We start from the raw sequence: 18,133 nt of genomic DNA on the forward strand, positions 1-18,133 counted from the left end.
TAAGCTCATTTTGAATCTGACGAGATTAAAAATCTCATTGTGCTTTCAAAATCATACAGTCCGAAGACGTGTACCAATTTTTCCAGCGTCGATCTTGCAAGCAAGATCGTTACTCACTCGTTGTTCAGTTTTCAAAGATCAAACTTTTCTCGCTACCGAAACCATTCCGTTCCAGCAACTCTTATATCATATCACTTCCGAACCAACTTTGCAAGCTCTTTTTTTCAAGTTTCTGTCGAAGCTTATTTCCATTTGCTTGCCGCACCGTATAAACTGTGTTTTCTTGGCCGGATATAGAATATATCATAACATACAACTCTTTGACAACTTGTAAAATATCCCAATAGTATTCTTCTATAAGTTTAGTATCATATATCAACTTCTACACGCTTGTATAACGACATTTGATGCTACGCTAATATTCTGCATTCTTTTAAATACCTTACTTACTGCAACTACACATCAATTATACCTTACAGAAGAACTTAATATTTAAACATGTAGTCCGAATAGAATAGAATGAACAGACCAGTGTTTCCTTAATGATTATCCTCTAGCCTACATCCATCATATACTCCTCTCATCCATTATTATAGATAAAACGATCCTTGGTAGCATGTACTCCATTTATTCTAGTCTCTAAACAACCGCACTTACTTCCCCATCCTACCTCATTCCATCAGCAAATCTGGCCATCACCACGGTATCGTAATACCGGCCATCCGCATGCCTTCGATCTCGCTTGAATACACCTTCAACCTCAAAACCGCTTGTCTCATATAATCGTATCGCTTTATCATTCGTTGCAAGTACCTTTAACGTTACCTTTTCAATTCCTTGTTCATCTACCCATTGTAAAGACGATTGTAGCATCTCTCTTCCTATGCCATATCCCCAGAAAGAACGGGCAACACATACCCCAAACTCAACCTGATGCGAAAAACGCTTTAACTCAGATCCAGCACACCTGCAGTACCCGACAATGTCACCTGATGCCACAGCAACCAGAAACAGATGGTTACGCTTTGCGGTATCCATGCGAATCAGCTCTCTGAAACCAGCAACATCAATGAAGGCTTCTCCCGCTTCACGATCCATGTTATCCGTTTCCCCGTCCAGTTGCACACGAAGTGAACTTAACTTATCAGCATCCTTTTCCATGGCTGAACGAATGGTATAATGCATCCCTTTGACACGATAATCCTGGTCATTAATGATCATTTCGCCCCTCTCACACCTTTCATGACTAGCATTAAACAACATCATCTACTCTCTGGAATAAGCTGCATTTCATACTCGCCTTACCTCTTCCTCTACTATATAGTACTCTATTCTGGGCGTTCACCTAACTCGATCTGACTTAGAATCCCAAATCTTCATCTTACTTAACTGACAATTCTACCACCTCAACCCACCTCTGATGGGCTTTTCCCCGTCAACATCTTGAACACCTGACTAAAATACGTCGCATTTCGGAACCCCGTCATCTCACTGACTTCGTAAACCATATAATGTCCCGACTGCAAAAGCTCCACTGCCCGCTGGATCCGATACCCATTCAGGTAGCTGACAAAATTCTCTCCGGTTACCCTTTTGAATAGCTGGCTTAAATACTTGGGGTGCACAAAAAGACCTTTTGCGATAGCCTCGAAACTGATCTCCTCTGCGTAATGCTCCTCAACGTAATGTTTCACTTGAGCGATAAGCTTGTTGCTTTTCTTCTCCCCCATCTCCTTACGGATCTGCTCCAGCCATCCCTTAATGACGCCATCCATCCAGTTTATCAGATCAAGCAAAGCATATTTCGACTGTATTTCACGCAGGAAGTCGCTCATCGTGAGAGGCGGTGTCAGCATCGGATGTTGCTTTTTCCAGCTATGCATCATCGTATCAAATAAACTAACTGCTACCACCTGGGCATCCTGAATGCTTGCACAGTTCCCCTCTTGCAGCGATTGGAATAATTGAAGCCAGACCTCCTCCGCTTGACTAACCCGCAGATCAGCCCACGCCTCATCCCATTGATGAAGCAACAAAGAATAATCTGTCGCACTCCGCTCCATCCCTTCCGATGTCTCCACATGATAAATGCGGTTCCCGCCCTGAAACTCCGCTCGTTCTACCGCTTCCCTGCTCTCCAGATAAGAGTCGATGACTTCGCAGGGATGATCTTTCACCCGGCCAATACCGGCGCTAACTTCAATTTTTAGATACGTAAAGATCTGATCAATCATCCGACCTACGAGATCCTGCAAGTCCTCCAAATAATCCTTGTCTCCAAGCATCACGAGCACAAATACCTGATCCGAATAATCCACAACCTCCACTTGGCAATTCGCCATCCCAGCAGTCTGTTGCTTCACTGTTTCCTGAATGATATCTGCCGCTCCATAACGTAACAGTTGCCAGTCTCGCTCTTTCATACGTGTCATAAAACCCGGACGATTCAGCTGCAAACTGACTGCACGAACCTTATCATAGATTTGAAACCCGATATACTCCATCCGTGCCTCGGGTAATTCGTCTGCTCGATAACGTGTGGTCAGCAACTCATGAAGGAACTGTTTGCGCAGGTAAGGGAGCACTCGTCCCGCTTCTTGTTTGTACGTCCGCTCCAGTCGCTCTCGCCGCTCTCGCACATCTTGTTCCAGCATCACTTCCCGCAGCACTGACTCAATCTCCTCCACCTCCGCTGGCTTTAGCAAAAAGTGATTCACGCCCCAGCGCATAGCCGCTCTAGCGTTTTCAAACTCGTCATATCCACTAAGGATGATAATCGGCAAGTGGGGATAGTCACGCCGCAACTCCTGCGTGACTTCAAGTCCGGTCATACCCGGTAAGTATACGTCGGTCATGACAAGATCCGGACGTACGCGGTGGAACAGCTCAAGTGCATCCACCCCGTTTGCCGCTGTACCAGCAATACTCAGGCCCAGGGAGGGCCAGTTGATATGCTCGGTCAGCGCTTTAATAATATGCGGGTCGTCATCGACAAGCATAATGGTTTTCATCATTTTTCACCGTCCAGCCACAGATTTAATTGCTCTTCGGTCTCAATGCGCGGTAGTGTAATCTCCACTTCGACACCGCCTGAACCTCCATTACTTAACTGCACGCCATACCTTTGTCCGCAGTACAACTGAATGCGTTGATGTACATTACGAACACCGATACCTCGTGCATCCTCCATGTTCCACCCCTCCGGCAAACCTTGTCCATTATCCGTGATTCGAATGGTGATGTCAGCAACAGACCCTTCCGCCGGGGCAATACATACGTGGATACGCAACGTCCCTTCCGATGGATGCCCATGCATCACAGCATTTTCAATAAAGGGTTGCAAAATGATCTTGGGGATATGACACCCACGTATACGCGGATCGATACGCTCCTCATATTGAATGGAGAATGGCAAGCGTTCAGATTGAATACTGACGTAACAACGGGCATGCTCCAATTCATCCCTTACACGGATAAACAACCTGCCCCCGCTCAGCCCGATCCGCAGCAGCTTGCTCAATTGCACAATCATACGACTGATGTCCTTCGCTTCATAATCAAGTGCACGCCAGTGAATCATATCCAGCGTATTGTATAAGAAATGGGGTTTGATCTGCGCTTCAAGCAAGCTGGTTTGCGCTTCCCGTTTCGCACGACTCTCTTCCTTGACCTGCTCCATCAGCATCGTAAGCTGTGAAGCCATATGGTTAAACCCATATGCCAGATGCGCGTACTCCTCTGTAAACGACAGTTTTACACGCGTATCGAAGTCCCCTTTTTCGAGCTGTCTCATTCGTTTGATCAATTGGCGCAGAGGCCGAATAATCTGCCTTACAAACAAATAAGCAAGCACAGCCGAGCATAACAATCCAAGCACGGCGATGCCGAGAATCTGCCAGCCTGCTTGGCGCACCGGGGATAACAAAGTATAGACAGGAATCGTCTGCACAAGACGCCACTGAAGCATAGCAGGCCTGGAATACAGCACCAATTGGGCTCCACCCGGTTGACCCGATACCACTTCGAATCCATCTTCTCCAGGTCGCGCATGCTCCTGAATCCAGGCACTATCTATAATAGAAGAAGATGAGTCCGTTCCTTCCACCGTTCCTTGAGCTATAGTCTGCTTTTCTCCAGGACTTGATTGATCTTCTCGATCAGACTGACCCGTACTTCCTCCTGACGGATCGGCTTTCCCCATTCGCATTACCACATTGCCTGCGGTATCGACCAGCAGCACTTGGCCATCGAGCACCATAGGAACATCGGCAAATCTGCGTACGATATCCGCCCTGCTTAGACGAATGAGCACATAAGCGACCGTCCCACCCCGACTGTCATAGATCCGCTGTGCATATCCAACCAAGGATTGGCCCGATTCATTCTCACGTAACGGAACCCAGGCTGCGTCCGCCTTTTCCAGTGCGGCAAACCATGAATCATTCGATATAGCATCTACCGGAAAAATATGGTCAGCCATCGTAACCGTTACTTCATTAAAGGCATCGGTATACAACTCAATCGAGGTAATTCCTTCACTCACCACCATGGTGTGATCCAGAATTCGCGTAACTTCTCTCCGCTGATGAATCTGTGCCAACCTGCCCGTATTGGACGTATCCAGCAAGTTGGACAACTCCCTGTTGCTTGCGAGCCCATAGGACGTGCCCGTTACCCCTGTAATAAAATCAAAGCCCCGCCTAGTGCTCTCATTCAAAAGAGCAAGACGTGCTTTGCTGATTTCGGTAAATGTGACCGCAGAGAAGGATTGGTAAGCCAGCCATACAATAATGGAGACAAGCAACAAATTAAACGCAATAAAGCAAGTCACCATCAATGTGGAGAGCTTGCTTTGTTGCAGCTTTTGAAGAATGTAGGCAGACCATCTTGTTTTTCGCACTCGGAATCAACTCGTTTCGTCTTGGAATTACCCTTTGAGCCCAGAGGTCGCGATTCCTTCCACGAAGTACTTCTGACACACGATAAATACGATAAAACATGGCACAAGGGATAAAACAGACATCGCAAACATCGGACCCCAATCGGACTGTGAGCTCGAATCCAGGAACAGGCGCAGTCCCAGCGGAACGGTGTACTTGCTCACGTCGCTCAGGTAGATCAACTGACTGAAGAAATCATCCCATGTCCACAAGAACGTAAAGATCATCGTCGTTACCAGTGCCGGAAAAGCGAGCGGGATAATGATTTTGGTATAGATTCTTACCGGTCCACAACCATCGATCGTCGCTGCTTCGTCCAGTTCTCGCGGCAATCCCCGGAAAAACTGTACCATCAGGAAGATGAAGAACGCATCGGTCGCAAGCCATTTCGGCACAACAAGCGGCAGGTACGTATTCACCCACTCCAGCTGATTAAAGAGAATATACTGCGGGATCAGCGTAACGTGATGCGGCAGCATAATCGTCATTAGCATCAACCCGAAGCAGATGGCTTTGAAGCGGAAGTTCAGCCGGGCAAATGCATAGGCCGCCATTGAACAGGAGATTACATTTCCTAGTACGGCTCCCACCGACAGAACAACGGAGTTGGTCAGAAATTTGGAAAAAGCATTGCCCTGAGCACCAGACCAGCCCGTCATATAATTTTGCCAATTCCACTCCTTCGGCCAGAACCAGGTCTCCGTAAAAATCATATGTCCCGGTTTGAACGAGCTGCCCAGCATCCACAGAACAGGATAGAGCATGACAAAGGCGATGCCTGATATTAGAACATGTTTGGTGACAATCCATGCTGCAGAGTTCCGTTGTCCAATCATGATTTTCCACCATCCTCATAGTGTACCCACAACTTGCTGCTGCGGAATACGAGCAATGTAAATACGCCGATCAGGATTACCAGCACCCATGCCATGGCGGAAGCGTAACCCATCTGGAAGAAGGAGAACCCTTTTTTGTACAGATACAGAGAGTACATCAATGTTGAATTCACCGGACCACCGCTACCGTTACTGATAATGAAGGCCTGCGTGAACGATTGAAAGGACGTAATCAGTTGCATAACCAGATTAAAGAAGATCACTGGCGACAGGATCGGCAATGTGATATAGAAAAATCTCCGCATCGGACCCGCACCATCTACGGCTGAAGCTTCATCGTACTCCGGTGGAATCTGTTTGAGTCCGGCCAGGAAGATGATCATGGATGAGCCAAACTGCCATACGGACAACAGAACAATGGAATACAATGCGTACTTCGGATTAGCCACCCAGTCCGGCGCTTTAATGCCTACCATTGCAAGCACGCTGTTAAGCAACCCGTCACCGCCGAGCATTTTCCGCCATAACATCGCAATAGCTACGCTGCCTCCCAGCAATGTCGGGATGTAATACACGGTGCGATATATGCCAAGTCCGCGAATGCCTTTGTTGAGCAGCATAGCAACAAACAAAGCAAAAATCAGTTTAAGCGGAACAGATACCGCTACATAGGTAAATGTCACCTGAAGTGACTTGCCGAACAGTTTGTCAGAAGTAAACATTGTGACGTAATTATCCAGACCGACCCAATTCGGGGCGGCCAGGATACTGTAGTCGGTAAAGGAAATGTATAACGAAGCAAGCATGGGACCCAGGGTCAGGAATACTAATCCGACAAGCCAAGGGGCGAGAAAAAGCAGTGCGGCTCCATTATGGGCGTATCGACGTCTCACGCGCCGGGCGGCTACTTTCTCGATTCTGGCTTGACTGACCTGTGATGTCGTCATTTTCGCAACCTCCCCGCAATATTTGAAGTTCATTGGAACGGTTTCTGCCAGTTGTATCTGTAAATATATCTGCGCGATATATTTACAGATACAAATACAGGTTAAACTCGTCTAGCTACAAGTTATATTCTCTTTACTGGCTTGATCCAAGCGTTGCTTTGGCGCCTTCAATAAATTGGGCAATGATGTCTGTCATACTACCTTGGCCAAAAGCGATCTGTTCGCTTGCACTTTTGAAACTCGTGTCTACTTCAGCAAATCCTTGCGGGTATGGCGGGCTAATCTCACTGGAATGCTTCGATACGGTATCAATGAATTGGAAAATGACTTTCTCTCCCTCTGACAGCTTTGGCTGCATCTGCTCACGGATGCTTGCATTGACAGGCACACCGCGCTCCGAGCCAAGAATCGCTGTTGCTTCTGGATCATTTACCATGAAATCAATGAACATAGCCACTTCTTTGGGATGTTTCGATTTGGAATAACCGGACAGGAACTGGCCCGGCTTCAGATACTCACCGATCCGTTGTTCGTTCACACCGTGTGGCAACACTTGAATGCCAAGTTTATGATCCTGGTTTTTGTTGACTTGTTGGAACGTAAGCAACTGGTTGGACCATGCAAAATCCATGGCTGCTGTACCCAAAGAAATCGGTCTGGTTTCGAGTGCATTCGTTGTCGAAGCTGCGACTTCTGCAGACGTAGCTCCTCTGTTCTCACGCAGGGCGGCCCACATATCAAACCACTCTTTCAATTGGTCACTTGTGGCTGTCATGGTGCCATCTTCGAATAGTCCTTTGCCGGACTGGCGTACAAATACCTCAAACATGTTGGTGGCACCGGAAATGTCAGCGGAGCCGTAGAACCCCTCTCCCTTCGCCGCCGCAATCTTGGCTGCAGTCGCTGAGAAGTCCTCCCATGTCCAGCTCTCCTTTGGCTCTTCAATGCCGAGCTGCTGGAATAATGTTGCATCATATATGACACCTGGTGCATTGACCCCCAGGGTGATGGCATATAATTTATCGTCGATCGATCCGGCTGTAATCATACTCTTGTCGTGATCTTTAATACGCAGTTCTTTATCTGCATAAGGCGTCAAGTCGAGCAAAGCACCGCGCCGTGCAAAGTCCGTCAGAAACGCATAATCCATCTGGATGATATCTGGAGCGTTGGAGCCAGCGACCTGTGTTGTAAGCTTGTCAAAATAACCATCCCATCCCGAATATTCAGGTTTAATCGTGATGCCTGGATGTTTCTCTTCAAACAGTTTGATTACTTTGGTTGTCAGATCATGTCTGGTCTGTGATCCCCACCAGGTCATGCGTAGTTCAATTTTGTCAGACGCACCGCCTTGACCTGACTCACCGGAAGATGCTGGTGTGCTTGAGGTTCCTCCAGAACAGGCTGTAGCGAATAATAACAGGGACAGGCAGAACAGGGTTACCCACTTTTTGGTGATGATCATGAATGAATTTCCTCCCCTTTTTGCTTATATGAAATCGCTTACAAAACTATTGTAATCGCCTGTCTCTGTACATGACATAAACAAAAGTAAGCTATCCTGTCAAAAAAGTAAGGGGTTCGCAGGAAAGAAAAACCACCGGAAACCACATTCCCGGTGGCGCTTAACCCTTCATTATGAACAACGCTAAAAAATGAAACAGGTAGGAAGATGGTACAACCTCGTTCTATCCAGAATGCACAGTAGAAGCTGTAGACTTCGCCGTGCGCTCCGACAAATATCTCTCCATCTTAGCTACCTCTGTTCCTGCCAGCATCATGATTCCAATCCCATGGTTGTCATTCGTTACGGTACGTAGATCCTGATCATAGTATTCCGCAGTGAAAGCATATCTCGATCCACTGCATACACCGTGCACATTCCCTTGTCGGTCAATGGCGCTGCTAACCAGTCCCTTCCAAGCCCGCTGAGCTGCTTTAACGTAAGCCCCAGGGTTTTTGAACCAGCCAAAACGTACACCGCGCGCAAAACCATAGGCAAACATCGCTGTACAGGAGGCTTCCAGGTACGTCTCCGAATGATTCAACACTTGATGCCAGAGCCCGCTCTCACTTTGCAGTGCGGCATAACCCTCACACAGCTCATTGAAAAAAGCGATTAGAGCGGGACGCTCTGGATGGTCTTCCGGCAATGCCTCCAGTACTTCCGTCAGGGAGAACAGTGTCCACCCATTGCCACGCCCCCAAGGAATCTGTGTAGCCTGTTCGTATTTGAAATCATACACATGAGACATGATCTTGTACTCAGGCATGAACAAATATTTGCGATACAGTGAAAACTGTTTTGCTGCTTCGTCGAGCGCCTCGGACTTCCCTGTCACACGAGCATAGCGCACCAAGAATGGTGTGCTCATATATAGATCATCTGCCCACATCGTGTTCTCCGCATATTCACCCGCACATGTGCGATAGAACGCCCCATCCGCTTGACGTTCCAAGCGGGAAAGCATAAAGTCTGCAATTCGATCAGCAATCGGCAGGAATGTCGGTTCCTTGCATTCGCTATAAGCCTCCAGCATCGCTGAGCCAAAGGAACCACAGTTATCCAACATTTTCAACATGATCAGTTGCTGATTGATTGCAGGGAAGCCGTACTGCTCCCGATCCCACAGAGAATACTCATACATCTGAGTGCATGCCTGCACATGTTCTGCCGCATAACACGTGATATCCGGTCTTTGCATATACCGTCCCGCCTGCAGCAGCCCGTAAACGGTAACCCCAAGCGGGTAATCCCAACGTCCGTAGTTGGTTACACTGCCCACTGTCCATTTATTGCTCAGCATCGCATTCTCATAATAAGGTCGGATGAATGCATCCGGCCGGTCTAGTCGCCAATATGTCCGTTCTGCTCCAGCTGAAGCACTACTCGCCTCTGCGCCCTGGTGCCCTGCACTTGTCCGGTACACGCGATCCAGACGCATCAAATCTGTAAGTTCTGGCTCAGCCCCGGATTCAAAAGGGCCTGCATAGAGCCAGCTTTCATCCAATGCCCCTTGCACTCGCTGTGGAAGCTCCAATGGTAGTGACTCCGAGCCAACAGATGCTTTCAGATCGAACCCCCATGAGCCAGCGCCAGCCTGGCATTCACTTCGAACTAAAAGATCATTCCGACCAAATGAAGCCGCTACTTCCACTTCAAATGACCCGGCTTGCTTCACTTCTGCAACCGGTCTGCCACCAAGCCATATCTGAAGTGGACCGGAGGATTGTCCAGACAAGCGAACCGAGCCTCCGGATATATCACGGTTGTTCAGATGAGTCCACGCATAAGCATGTCTGCCGGGAAGAAGTCCGTAGATTCGTTCCAGAGCCGGTTTATTCCGATCCGAAGCAGACCATTGAACCTCAGGTAGCCACTTCAAATCACTCTCCCCTTGACCTGCGAGCAGGTTCGGCTGTGCGTGCCCGGATGCAACGGGTTCGGAGAAGACCCATCCCGCTTGTCCTGAACGCTCCTGAAACGGAGCCAATACATTCAGAATACGCACTTTGCCTTCATCAGAACCGAACTGGCATCCGAATCCGGCAGGGGTGTTTTTCATCTCCAGCCAAACGGTATTCCAGCCAGGTTGAATGTCGATTCCAAGCTTCACCGTGGCATCTGGCGTTATCTCATCAATGACCGTAGAACGGTAGATCAACTCGTTGTTAAAATAAAAGCGGACCGGTCCATAACAACTTACCAGCACATCGAGATTACGGTTCTCATCCCCCCAGACCAGCGCTGCAGCATAGGAAATATGATCTTTCGGCGCATCTGGAAAGCGTTTACCAAGATTCAAATCATAAAGTCCTTTTTCATTTTGCAAAATTCCGGAGTGCTGAAACGCCCGATATACGAAATCGGCCTGTGCATTAGCCCCAATGTATCTCTCAGCGAGCACCTTCAATACCTGCTCCTGATCTTCTCCAAATCGATAATACATGCTCTGCGGTTCACTGAAATACGTCGTCATTGAATGCCACATTCCTCTCATGTTGAAATACTTCTCCATCTTATAAAAGCCCATGCTTGTTTACAGGACGTTGTTCACCTATTTTCAGGATACAGATATAGCGCTTAACCTCAGTGAGGATACCCCTTTGTGAAGAAGACAAAAGTATTACTTTTACCATTCATACCGATTAATAATCCTAGTATAACTGACATAGACCATGGTGGCTACAGGTTTTTGTTTACGCTTACACTACAGTCTCAATTTTTCACTTAGCCCTCCATATAATAAGGATAAATGTGGAACTAAGTCCAGTCATGGTTTAAACAAATTCAAAACATAACCGATATATACTAGGTAGTTTAATAACAACCCATATTATTTTGGAAAGGACAGATTAATATTGAATACGCTTGAATCTCTGGTCAATGCGATGCCTTTTGTACGTCAAATGTTCCGTGATGATATCTCCATATCGATCAATGATCACGAAAAGGTATTATATTTCTCCGAAGCCCAAAGTCTAGATATTGGTGTAAAAGCCGGTGACGAACTACATGATGATTACAAACATTTCAAAATGCTAAGCAACAAGGACTCCCGCACCGTTGTGCGTATGCCTGGCGATCTTCAGGGAAGGCCTTTCGATTCCATCCTCATTCCTGTGAAAGAAAACGGACAAGTTGTCGGCATCCTGGGGGTCAACTATGCACTTGATAATCACCTGACACTGGAATCGCTAATTAGCGAAAGTGAAACAACAATCAACTCCCTTGTTGGCGGCATTCAGCAAATTGCAGCCCATTCGGAGCAGCTGTCAGCAACCTCGGAGGAAATTTTGCGAAATTCTCAAAAGGCAACCGAAAATTCGATTAACGTCACAAAAGTCACTAACGTAATTCGTGAAGTCTCCGAGCAAACCAATCTGCTTGGATTAAACGCAATGATCGAGGCCGCTCGTGTCGGTGAGCAAGGAGCCGGATTCGGCATCGTAGCTAGTGAAGTTCGCAAACTCTCCGATCATACGAAACAAGCTGCATCGGATATCGAGACCTCTCTGAGCAGTGTGCAGCATTCCATGAAATATATGGAACAAGAGATTAGCCAGATTACGACAGCAACTGGAGATCAGGCCAAGCTTGTGACTGAATTTATGCAGAGTATTGAACAACTGAGTGAGACCGGTGCAAATTTGAAAAAGTTTGTGCAACAGATGCTCGCGCTTGAGTAACTATTGTAGATGGAGTTAGACAGGGCAAGAGGTATAAATAAACATATCGATCTAAAGCGAATGGTAGTTTGAATGTTAGAAAAGCAACCCTAGTCATCACGATTTACATAAGGAATAATCACAACTAAGGAAACACCAAGAGCCTCCGCTGTCATTCCCTGTCCAGGAAATGAGCGGAGGCTTTCATCTGCTTAATCGAATATAATATTCCGGCTTACACGAGAAAGAGAATGCGTGCGCTAAAGCTTAAACTCGGAAGATCCTTATATCTCTACCGCAACACCGAAATGATCGGATACGACAGGCCCGTTTGTACCATTTAACACAACGTTGGAGGTTTGCGCCTGAACAGGACGATTAGAAAAAATATAATCAATCCTTAGCGGTTGTTCATTATTCGCCCACCCAGCAATCGCTTTGACTACAGTAGCTCCATCGTCTTTTTGCCTGGCTGTCGTGTACAGATCATTCCAGCCATGCTCCATCATGTAATCGTAGCCTTGTCCACGAATCTCCGCGACATTGTTGAAGTCCCCCATCAGATACAACGGTTGGTGCATATAAGGTACAAGCACACGCTCGGTCAAATCCCATTGCCCCTTAAAAGGTTCCTGTGCATCATCCCACCAGTTATAATGTCCATTCACAAACCATGTGGATGTGGACTCTCCTTGCAGGCTCGTCTCAATCCCGACGATTTTGCGTGTTCGATAGTTGTTATAATCCCGCATGTGGGACACGTATTCGCTAAATGAACGAGTAATTGGTGTCCGGCTTAGAATCGCCAACCCTTCATCGTATGTACGAAATCCGATGTGTGTTGGAATCCAGGTCCAGTAATACGTCTCGGTTAACTGCTGTAGCAGGACATGAGCGTAGTTATCTTTTTTGATCGTCACATCCGCTTCGGTTGCTACATACGTCTGCAGTTCCTCTTGAGGTAGTGCCGATTCATGAATCGGCTGGTTCACCTCTTGCATCGATATGATATCAAATTGATGTGTATTGATAAATTCAGCCAGTTGACTGATCTTGTTTCGTTGGTCTTCTTCCGCCCAGGCGTGGACGTTTAATGTAAGAATTTTCATCTCTATGCTCGCTCCTGTTGTTGAATATAGTCTTTACATGGCTGCCGCGCAGCCAGTACTGCTCCTGAAATGAATACATACGTTATAAGACAAGCATACACAATATGGAGTATTCATGCATGTGTGCAGATATGAAAGGGACCAAATCATCCCTTTTCTCCACAAAGCAAGACTATGTAGATTGCGATGACGTCTGCACGAGCATCTCCAGAACTGATATGATAGAAGCTAGGATAGAAGCTAGGATAGAAGCATTACAAATCTAGGCCGTGACGTCGAGGACGTCATCATTAGTTAACCATGTATACCCCAGGAGATGGAATGATGAACATACCTAAGGATCAGATCATGGATGACACGCAGTGGCAAGCACTGATTCGTGAAGTTGCAGATCTTTTTAACAACCTGACAATCATGCGTGGATTCCAATATTATAAACAGAAACGTGTTGGATTAATAAGCTTCAACGATGCTCAGGCCATTATTGCCGAGGTACAAGGATCAGAATCTTACGAGGTTGTGCTCCGTATGCAGGACTTGTCCACCAGTTATTGTGCCTGCCCGGTTAACTCTCCATGCAAACATATGGCCGCTGTATTGATGAGTTATGCTGAACAGCAAGGACGCCCCGTTCCTGCACTAGTCAATGCACATGCAAGTACTGCCTTGAAGCAAACCAGCAAACCGGCAGGTTCGGCGTCTGCGAGAGCTTATAGCTTCAGCGAAGTTACGGAACAAGAGGAGGCTCTCCAAGACAACTCTTCAAACAGCTACCAGTATACCGCGATTAAAGAGCGGGCAGCCGAACTCGCCGGAATGGACATTACTGAATGGCACGAACTATTTCGAGCGAGCCTCAAACGACTCGGCACAGGAACAGCAACGACGGCCTACGTTCAGGAAGCTGCGGATGAACTGTACACAATCAAACCCAGGATGTCAGCGGCGATGGATCAGCTGTTTGAGCTGCATGTTCAGCTTTACCTCATGCGTTACTGTATACCGCCCGCGCGCAATTCTATTACGCATACTCCTGTGTATTTAAGTTACCCTGCCCAGCTGGCGGTAGACGCTCTCCAAAAAGGAATTGAAGCCTTGCTGCTCCAGTCCCTGGACTTGTCCGGATTAAAAGGTACGGCACTTGAACAAGTCTGGGCAAGACTGGATGAAACTTCGGCTTATTTGCGGACAGAGATGTTGCCGGAGACAGCTAATATGATGTTCTTCACGCCTATTTACTCAAAGCTGTGGCTAAACTGGATTGTGCCCTGGCTTCAAGGTAAACAGGCGATGTTGGAGTCAGAACTAAATCTACTGAACGAAGCAGAAGCGAAGATCGTTTCGTCTGCAGGAGGTGTGCCCGGCACAGAGAAGAACGTCAGAAAAGTAACTTTACCCTTACCGCTTGTTCTGGCACAGAGCTGGATGTACTACCACCTGGAACAAGATTCATCGGCTTGGCAGAAACTTGTCCATGGCAGTTCAGCCTATGGTATTCCTCCAGAATACCTGCTGTACTTTCTCCATACGCTAACGGATGCAGCTGAATGGATACGTTTGTCCGAATGGCTTGTTCAGCTTGGCCCCCTGCTGGCCAATCGCCGCAACGCTCCTTTACAGGATTACATGCGATTGTGGGATATCGCGATCCAGCATGTCCCAGAAGCTGAGCACCGGATGTGGGACACGCTCGTCAGCATGCTTCCCCACTCCAGGCCTGCTTATGAGGATGCCATGCATTCTCGTGGGCAGTGGCGCAGGTGGATTGATTTTCAGCTGAGTACAGGCACTGAGCCTCTCGAATTCCGAGTAGCCGTATTGCAACCTATTGAGAAAGATGCCCCTGAGTTGCTTTTGCCGTTCTATCATCAGGCGGTAGAGCGTTATATCGCACACAAGAACAGGGATGGTTATAAAGCCGCTGTGAAGCTGCTGAAACGACTGTCCAAAATATATAAAAAAATGAAGCGAGAGGAGCCGTGGGAGCAGTTCATTACTGCACTGGCTGTTCGCAACAGCCGATTGCGCGCCCTGCAGGAGGAGCTTCGGAAAGGTAAACTGATTCCATGAGTCTAATTCACCCTTACACGGAAACGATTGAGGTACACGTGGCTTTGACCGGCTATGGCGATGCGCTATTTTACGGCGCCCTGAATACACATCACTTTGTGTCAGGCCAGTCGTTGAAACAGCGCCTCTTCGCTTGGCATGCTCCTTCCTTCTATGGCACGGAGCTTGAAATTCGGCAGATTGAAGAGATTGAGCTTGTCGTGCTGCCTGCGGAAGAGGTTATCTCATTCTTTGCAGAGATGAAGACCCTGATTCATATTGAGTGGAAGTGGGATGAGCAGGCTGAGTACCTGATCCGACTAGCCCCAATTTTGTCCTCGTCTATTGATCATCGCAAGTATGTACCCAGCTTTGAGGCTTATCGTGCCGGACAGCTGCAATGGACGTGGGACTCGGATAGTCTGAAGAAGCAAGATCTGGCTGCCCTTCACCAAGCCATGCAGCAGACGGACGAGAGTTTCGCTGAAGGACTTGGCGCAGCTTACTCCGCCGCTGTGTTCCAACATTGGTATAGCTCCGAAGAAGCAGCCACCGACCTGCGGCGGGAATTCCCGCAGCTCTTCCCCGAGCGCGGAGTGCTTCCGCGGACAGGAGGCCTGGATGCTCGGTCATGGCTGGTGTCCATCGGCTGGAAAGCTGATGCCGCACCCTTCCGCCCGATGCTGCAATTGCAGGAGCCGGACGAGGACGACTTCTCCTGGCGACTGCGTTTGGTATTGCAGAACAAGCTGGACGCTGCGGTTCTCGTGCCAGTCATGCTCGATTCACGCGGACGACTGGAGGGCGAGTGGCCCGACGGCTGGACGCCATTTATTCTGGATCGCTCGGCTGGCTGGTTGGATCAGCTCCGTGCGCAACTGCCGCGTCTTGGCAGCTCCATCAGCGGCAGACGGGATATCCTGAGCGATCCGCTGGATGATCAGCAAGCCTGGCAGTTCTTGACCCAGGAGAGCGGTCGCTTGCTAGCCGCCGGATGGCAAGTCCTGTTGCCGGGCTGGTGGGAAGCCGCCCGGAAGAAAAAACCGAAGCTGCGAGCCAAAGTGAAAGCGGAAGAAGGCAGCGAGCGAGGCCAATCGTTCTTCGGACTGGACTCGATTATTCATTTTGACTGGCGTATCGCCATTGGGGATGCCGATCTTAGTGAAGAAGAATTTGCGGATCTCGTCGCCCGTAACGAACGACTCGTTCGATTCCGCGGCGAATGGGTGCCGCTTGACCCCGATCTGCTGGAGCAAATTCGCAGAGCGATGGGCGGTGTGAATCGGGAGCAAGGACTGTCGTTCCAAGATATTCTGCATTTGCATCTGCTTCACAATGAACAGCGAGAATATGCCAAGCAGAAATGGAAAGAAGGTCAACAGGCTGAGGGCGAACAGGAAGCAGAGTCATCTCAGACTAGCGAGAGTATCCGGCTTGAGGTGGAATTGAATGAACATCTGAACCGGGTCATCGCTCAGCTTGGCGGCGGACAAGGGGGAGCCCCTTCCCTGCCTGTCCCCGATGGACTTCATGCAGAGCTGCGTTCCTACCAGAAAGAAGGTTTTGCTTGGCTTGGTTTTCTGCGCAGGTTCGGCTTAGGCGCTTGTCTTGCTGATGATATGGGTCTTGGGAAAACGATTCAATTCATTACGTATTTGTTGCATATCAAGGATCATGAGCCAAGACTGCCGGGACAAGCACCTGCCCTTCTGATCTGTCCAACGTCAGTCCTCGGGAACTGGCAGAAGGAAATCAGCCGTTTTGCTCCTTCCATCCGTGTCAGTCTGCATTACGGGGCACGCCGGTTAAACGGAGAAGAATTCCGGGAGCAAGCCGAACAGTCGGATATTATCATTACTTCCTACGCCACAGCGACGCTGGATCAGGAACTGCTGGAAACCTACACGTGGTCTGCCATCTGTCTGGATGAAGCACAGAACATCAAGAATGCCCAGACGAAACAGTCCGTGGCTGTACGCAGCTTCCCGGCCAAACATCGCATTGCGCTCACAGGTACACCAATCGAGAATCGGTTATCCGAGCTGTGGTCGATCTACGATTTCATTAATCCGGGTTATCTGGGCAGTGCTCGCGCATTCCAAACCCGCTTCATCAGTGCGATTGAAAAGGATAAGGATGAGCAGCGTATGCAGGACCTGCAACAGCTCGTGAAACCGTTTATGCTTCGCCGTAAGAAAAAAGATCCCAATATCCAGCTTGATCTGCCGGACAAAAATGAGATGAAAACATATATCCACCTCACAGGTGAACAGAGTGCATTATATGATCAATCGGTGCAAGCCCTGATGGATAAAATGAAAGAGCTGGAGGGCATCAAGCGCAAAGGTGCGATTCTCTCCGCGTTAACCCAATTGAAGCAGCTGTGTGACCATCCGCTGTTGCTTACTAAGGAAACGTTGCCTGAAGAGCTGCCTGCGGACGACCCGGCAACATCAACCTATGATGTGTACAGCCCGCAGGACATGGCGATGCTGATCAGCCGCTCGGCCAAGCTGGAACGGCTGATGGAGCTTGTTCGTGAGCTGCGTGACGAGGGCGAACGCTGCCTTATCTTCACACAATATATCGGTATGGGGCAGATGTTACAGCAAGTGCTGCGGCAGGAATTGCAAGAGCCTGTACTCTACCTGCATGGCGGCACGTCGAAGACAGCAAGGGATCGCATGATTGAGGAATTCCAGTCTCGCATATTGCCTGCGGAGAAACAGCCTTCGGTATTCATTCTGTCGATTAAGGCTGGCGGTGTTGGCCTGAATCTGACGGCAGCCAATCACGTCTTTCACTTTGACCGCTGGTGGAACCCTGCAGTTGAGAATCAGGCAACTGACCGGGCGTATCGAATGGGACAAACCAAAGATGTACAGGTGCACAAATTTATCTCTCTCGGTACACTGGAGGAACGCATTGACGAGATGCTGGAGAGCAAGCAGCAGCTTAGCGACAACATCATCACCAGCTCCGAGAACTGGATTACCGAACTGTCGACCGATGAGCTGAAGGATTTGTTCACGCGTCGCCGGGACTGGTCGGGTTAAGCTGGCCGGACAAAATAAAAAAAGAGC

The 18,133-nt window shown here is 48.5% G+C and carries 11 protein-coding genes; 3 read left to right on the top strand and 8 right to left on the bottom strand.

The window, feature by feature from the left end; all coding sequences use genetic code 11:
• Positions 1 to 666: 666 nt before the first annotated feature.
• From ABIE27_RS24095 to ABIE27_RS24125, 7 genes are all read right to left on the bottom strand, one after another.
• Complete coding sequence (locus tag ABIE27_RS24095) at positions 667 to 1,221, bottom strand: GNAT family N-acetyltransferase (protein WP_123066254.1); 555 nt, start codon at positions 1,219 to 1,221, stop codon at positions 667 to 669.
• A gap of 185 nt (positions 1,222 to 1,406) precedes the next feature.
• Positions 1,407 to 3,011, bottom strand: coding sequence for a response regulator (locus ABIE27_RS24100; protein ID WP_429351693.1), 1,605 nt, complete (start codon positions 3,009 to 3,011; stop codon positions 1,407 to 1,409).
• The gene (locus ABIE27_RS24105) at positions 3,011 to 4,900 is read right to left on the bottom strand and encodes a cache domain-containing sensor histidine kinase (protein WP_429351694.1); all 1,890 of its coding nucleotides are present in this window, start codon (positions 4,898 to 4,900) and stop codon (positions 3,011 to 3,013) included. The genes ABIE27_RS24100 and ABIE27_RS24105 overlap by 1 nt, the downstream gene beginning before the upstream one ends.
• Before the next feature lie 27 nt (positions 4,901 to 4,927).
• A complete protein-coding gene (locus ABIE27_RS24110; protein ID WP_123066251.1) occupies positions 4,928 to 5,776 on the bottom strand; it encodes a carbohydrate ABC transporter permease in 849 nt (282 codons plus the stop codon).
• Entirely contained in the window at positions 5,773 to 6,723 is a 951-nt protein-coding gene (locus ABIE27_RS24115; RefSeq protein WP_240037110.1) for a carbohydrate ABC transporter permease, read from the bottom strand. The genes ABIE27_RS24110 and ABIE27_RS24115 overlap by 4 nt, the downstream gene beginning before the upstream one ends.
• Positions 6,724 to 6,856: 133 nt before the next feature.
• Positions 6,857 to 8,188 carry an ABC transporter substrate-binding protein gene (locus tag ABIE27_RS24120; RefSeq protein WP_429351695.1) on the bottom strand — a complete coding sequence of 444 codons (1,332 nt, stop codon included), beginning with the start codon at positions 8,186 to 8,188 and terminating at the stop codon, positions 6,857 to 6,859.
• A 223-nt stretch (positions 8,189 to 8,411) separates the two neighbouring features.
• Positions 8,412 to 10,724 carry a glycoside hydrolase family 88/105 protein gene (locus ABIE27_RS24125; RefSeq protein WP_429351696.1) on the bottom strand — a complete coding sequence of 771 codons (2,313 nt, stop codon included), beginning with the start codon at positions 10,722 to 10,724 and terminating at the stop codon, positions 8,412 to 8,414.
• A 361-nt stretch (positions 10,725 to 11,085) separates the two neighbouring features.
• Between ABIE27_RS24125 and ABIE27_RS24130 the strand changes: the two genes are divergently transcribed.
• Entirely contained in the window at positions 11,086 to 11,913 is an 828-nt protein-coding gene (locus ABIE27_RS24130; RefSeq protein ID WP_123066249.1) for a methyl-accepting chemotaxis protein, read from the top strand.
• A gap of 263 nt (positions 11,914 to 12,176) precedes the next feature.
• Here the strand turns inward: ABIE27_RS24130 and ABIE27_RS24135 are convergent, their stop codons facing one another.
• Positions 12,177 to 13,001, bottom strand: a complete 825-nt coding sequence (locus tag ABIE27_RS24135; RefSeq protein ID WP_123066248.1) for an endonuclease/exonuclease/phosphatase family protein — start codon at positions 12,999 to 13,001, stop codon at positions 12,177 to 12,179.
• A 324-nt stretch (positions 13,002 to 13,325) separates the two neighbouring features.
• On the opposite strand from ABIE27_RS24135, the gene ABIE27_RS24140 reads away from it, so the two are divergent.
• The gene (locus tag ABIE27_RS24140; protein WP_161557008.1) at positions 13,326 to 15,071 is read left to right on the top strand and encodes an SWIM zinc finger family protein; all 1,746 of its coding nucleotides are present in this window, start codon (positions 13,326 to 13,328) and stop codon (positions 15,069 to 15,071) included.
• Positions 15,068 to 18,106 (top strand): DEAD/DEAH box helicase, encoded by a 3,039-nt coding sequence (locus ABIE27_RS24145; protein ID WP_429351697.1) that lies wholly within the window; start codon positions 15,068 to 15,070, stop codon positions 18,104 to 18,106. The genes ABIE27_RS24140 and ABIE27_RS24145 overlap by 4 nt, the downstream gene beginning before the upstream one ends.
• Positions 18,107 to 18,133 lie beyond the last annotated feature (27 nt).

Source organism: Paenibacillus sp. 4624, assembly GCF_050435065.1.
GTDB lineage: Bacteria > Bacillota > Bacilli > Paenibacillales > Paenibacillaceae > Paenibacillus > Paenibacillus amylolyticus_D.

Bases quoted from the DNA above. Each gene is read 5' to 3' on its own strand.
- ABIE27_RS24120 (WP_429351695.1), bottom strand. From the start codon at position 8,188: ATGATCATCACCAAAAAGTGGGTAACCCTGTTCTGCCTGTCCCTGTTA.
- ABIE27_RS24125 (WP_429351696.1), bottom strand. From the start codon at position 10,724: ATGAGAGGAATGTGGCATTCAATGACGACGTATTTCAGTGAACCGCAG.
- ABIE27_RS24115 (WP_240037110.1), bottom strand. From the start codon at position 6,723: ATGACGACATCACAGGTCAGTCAAGCCAGAATCGAGAAAGTAGCCGCC.
- ABIE27_RS24140 (WP_161557008.1), top strand. From the start codon at position 13,326: ATGAACATACCTAAGGATCAGATCATGGATGACACGCAGTGGCAAGCA.
- ABIE27_RS24145 (WP_429351697.1), top strand. From the start codon at position 15,068: ATGAGTCTAATTCACCCTTACACGGAAACGATTGAGGTACACGTGGCT.
- ABIE27_RS24100 (WP_429351693.1), bottom strand. From the start codon at position 3,011: ATGAAAACCATTATGCTTGTCGATGACGACCCGCATATTATTAAAGCG.
- ABIE27_RS24110 (WP_123066251.1), bottom strand. From the start codon at position 5,776: ATGATTGGACAACGGAACTCTGCAGCATGGATTGTCACCAAACATGTT.
- ABIE27_RS24135 (WP_123066248.1), bottom strand. From the start codon at position 13,001: ATGAAAATTCTTACATTAAACGTCCACGCCTGGGCGGAAGAAGACCAA.
- ABIE27_RS24095 (WP_123066254.1), bottom strand. From the start codon at position 1,221: ATGATCATTAATGACCAGGATTATCGTGTCAAAGGGATGCATTATACC.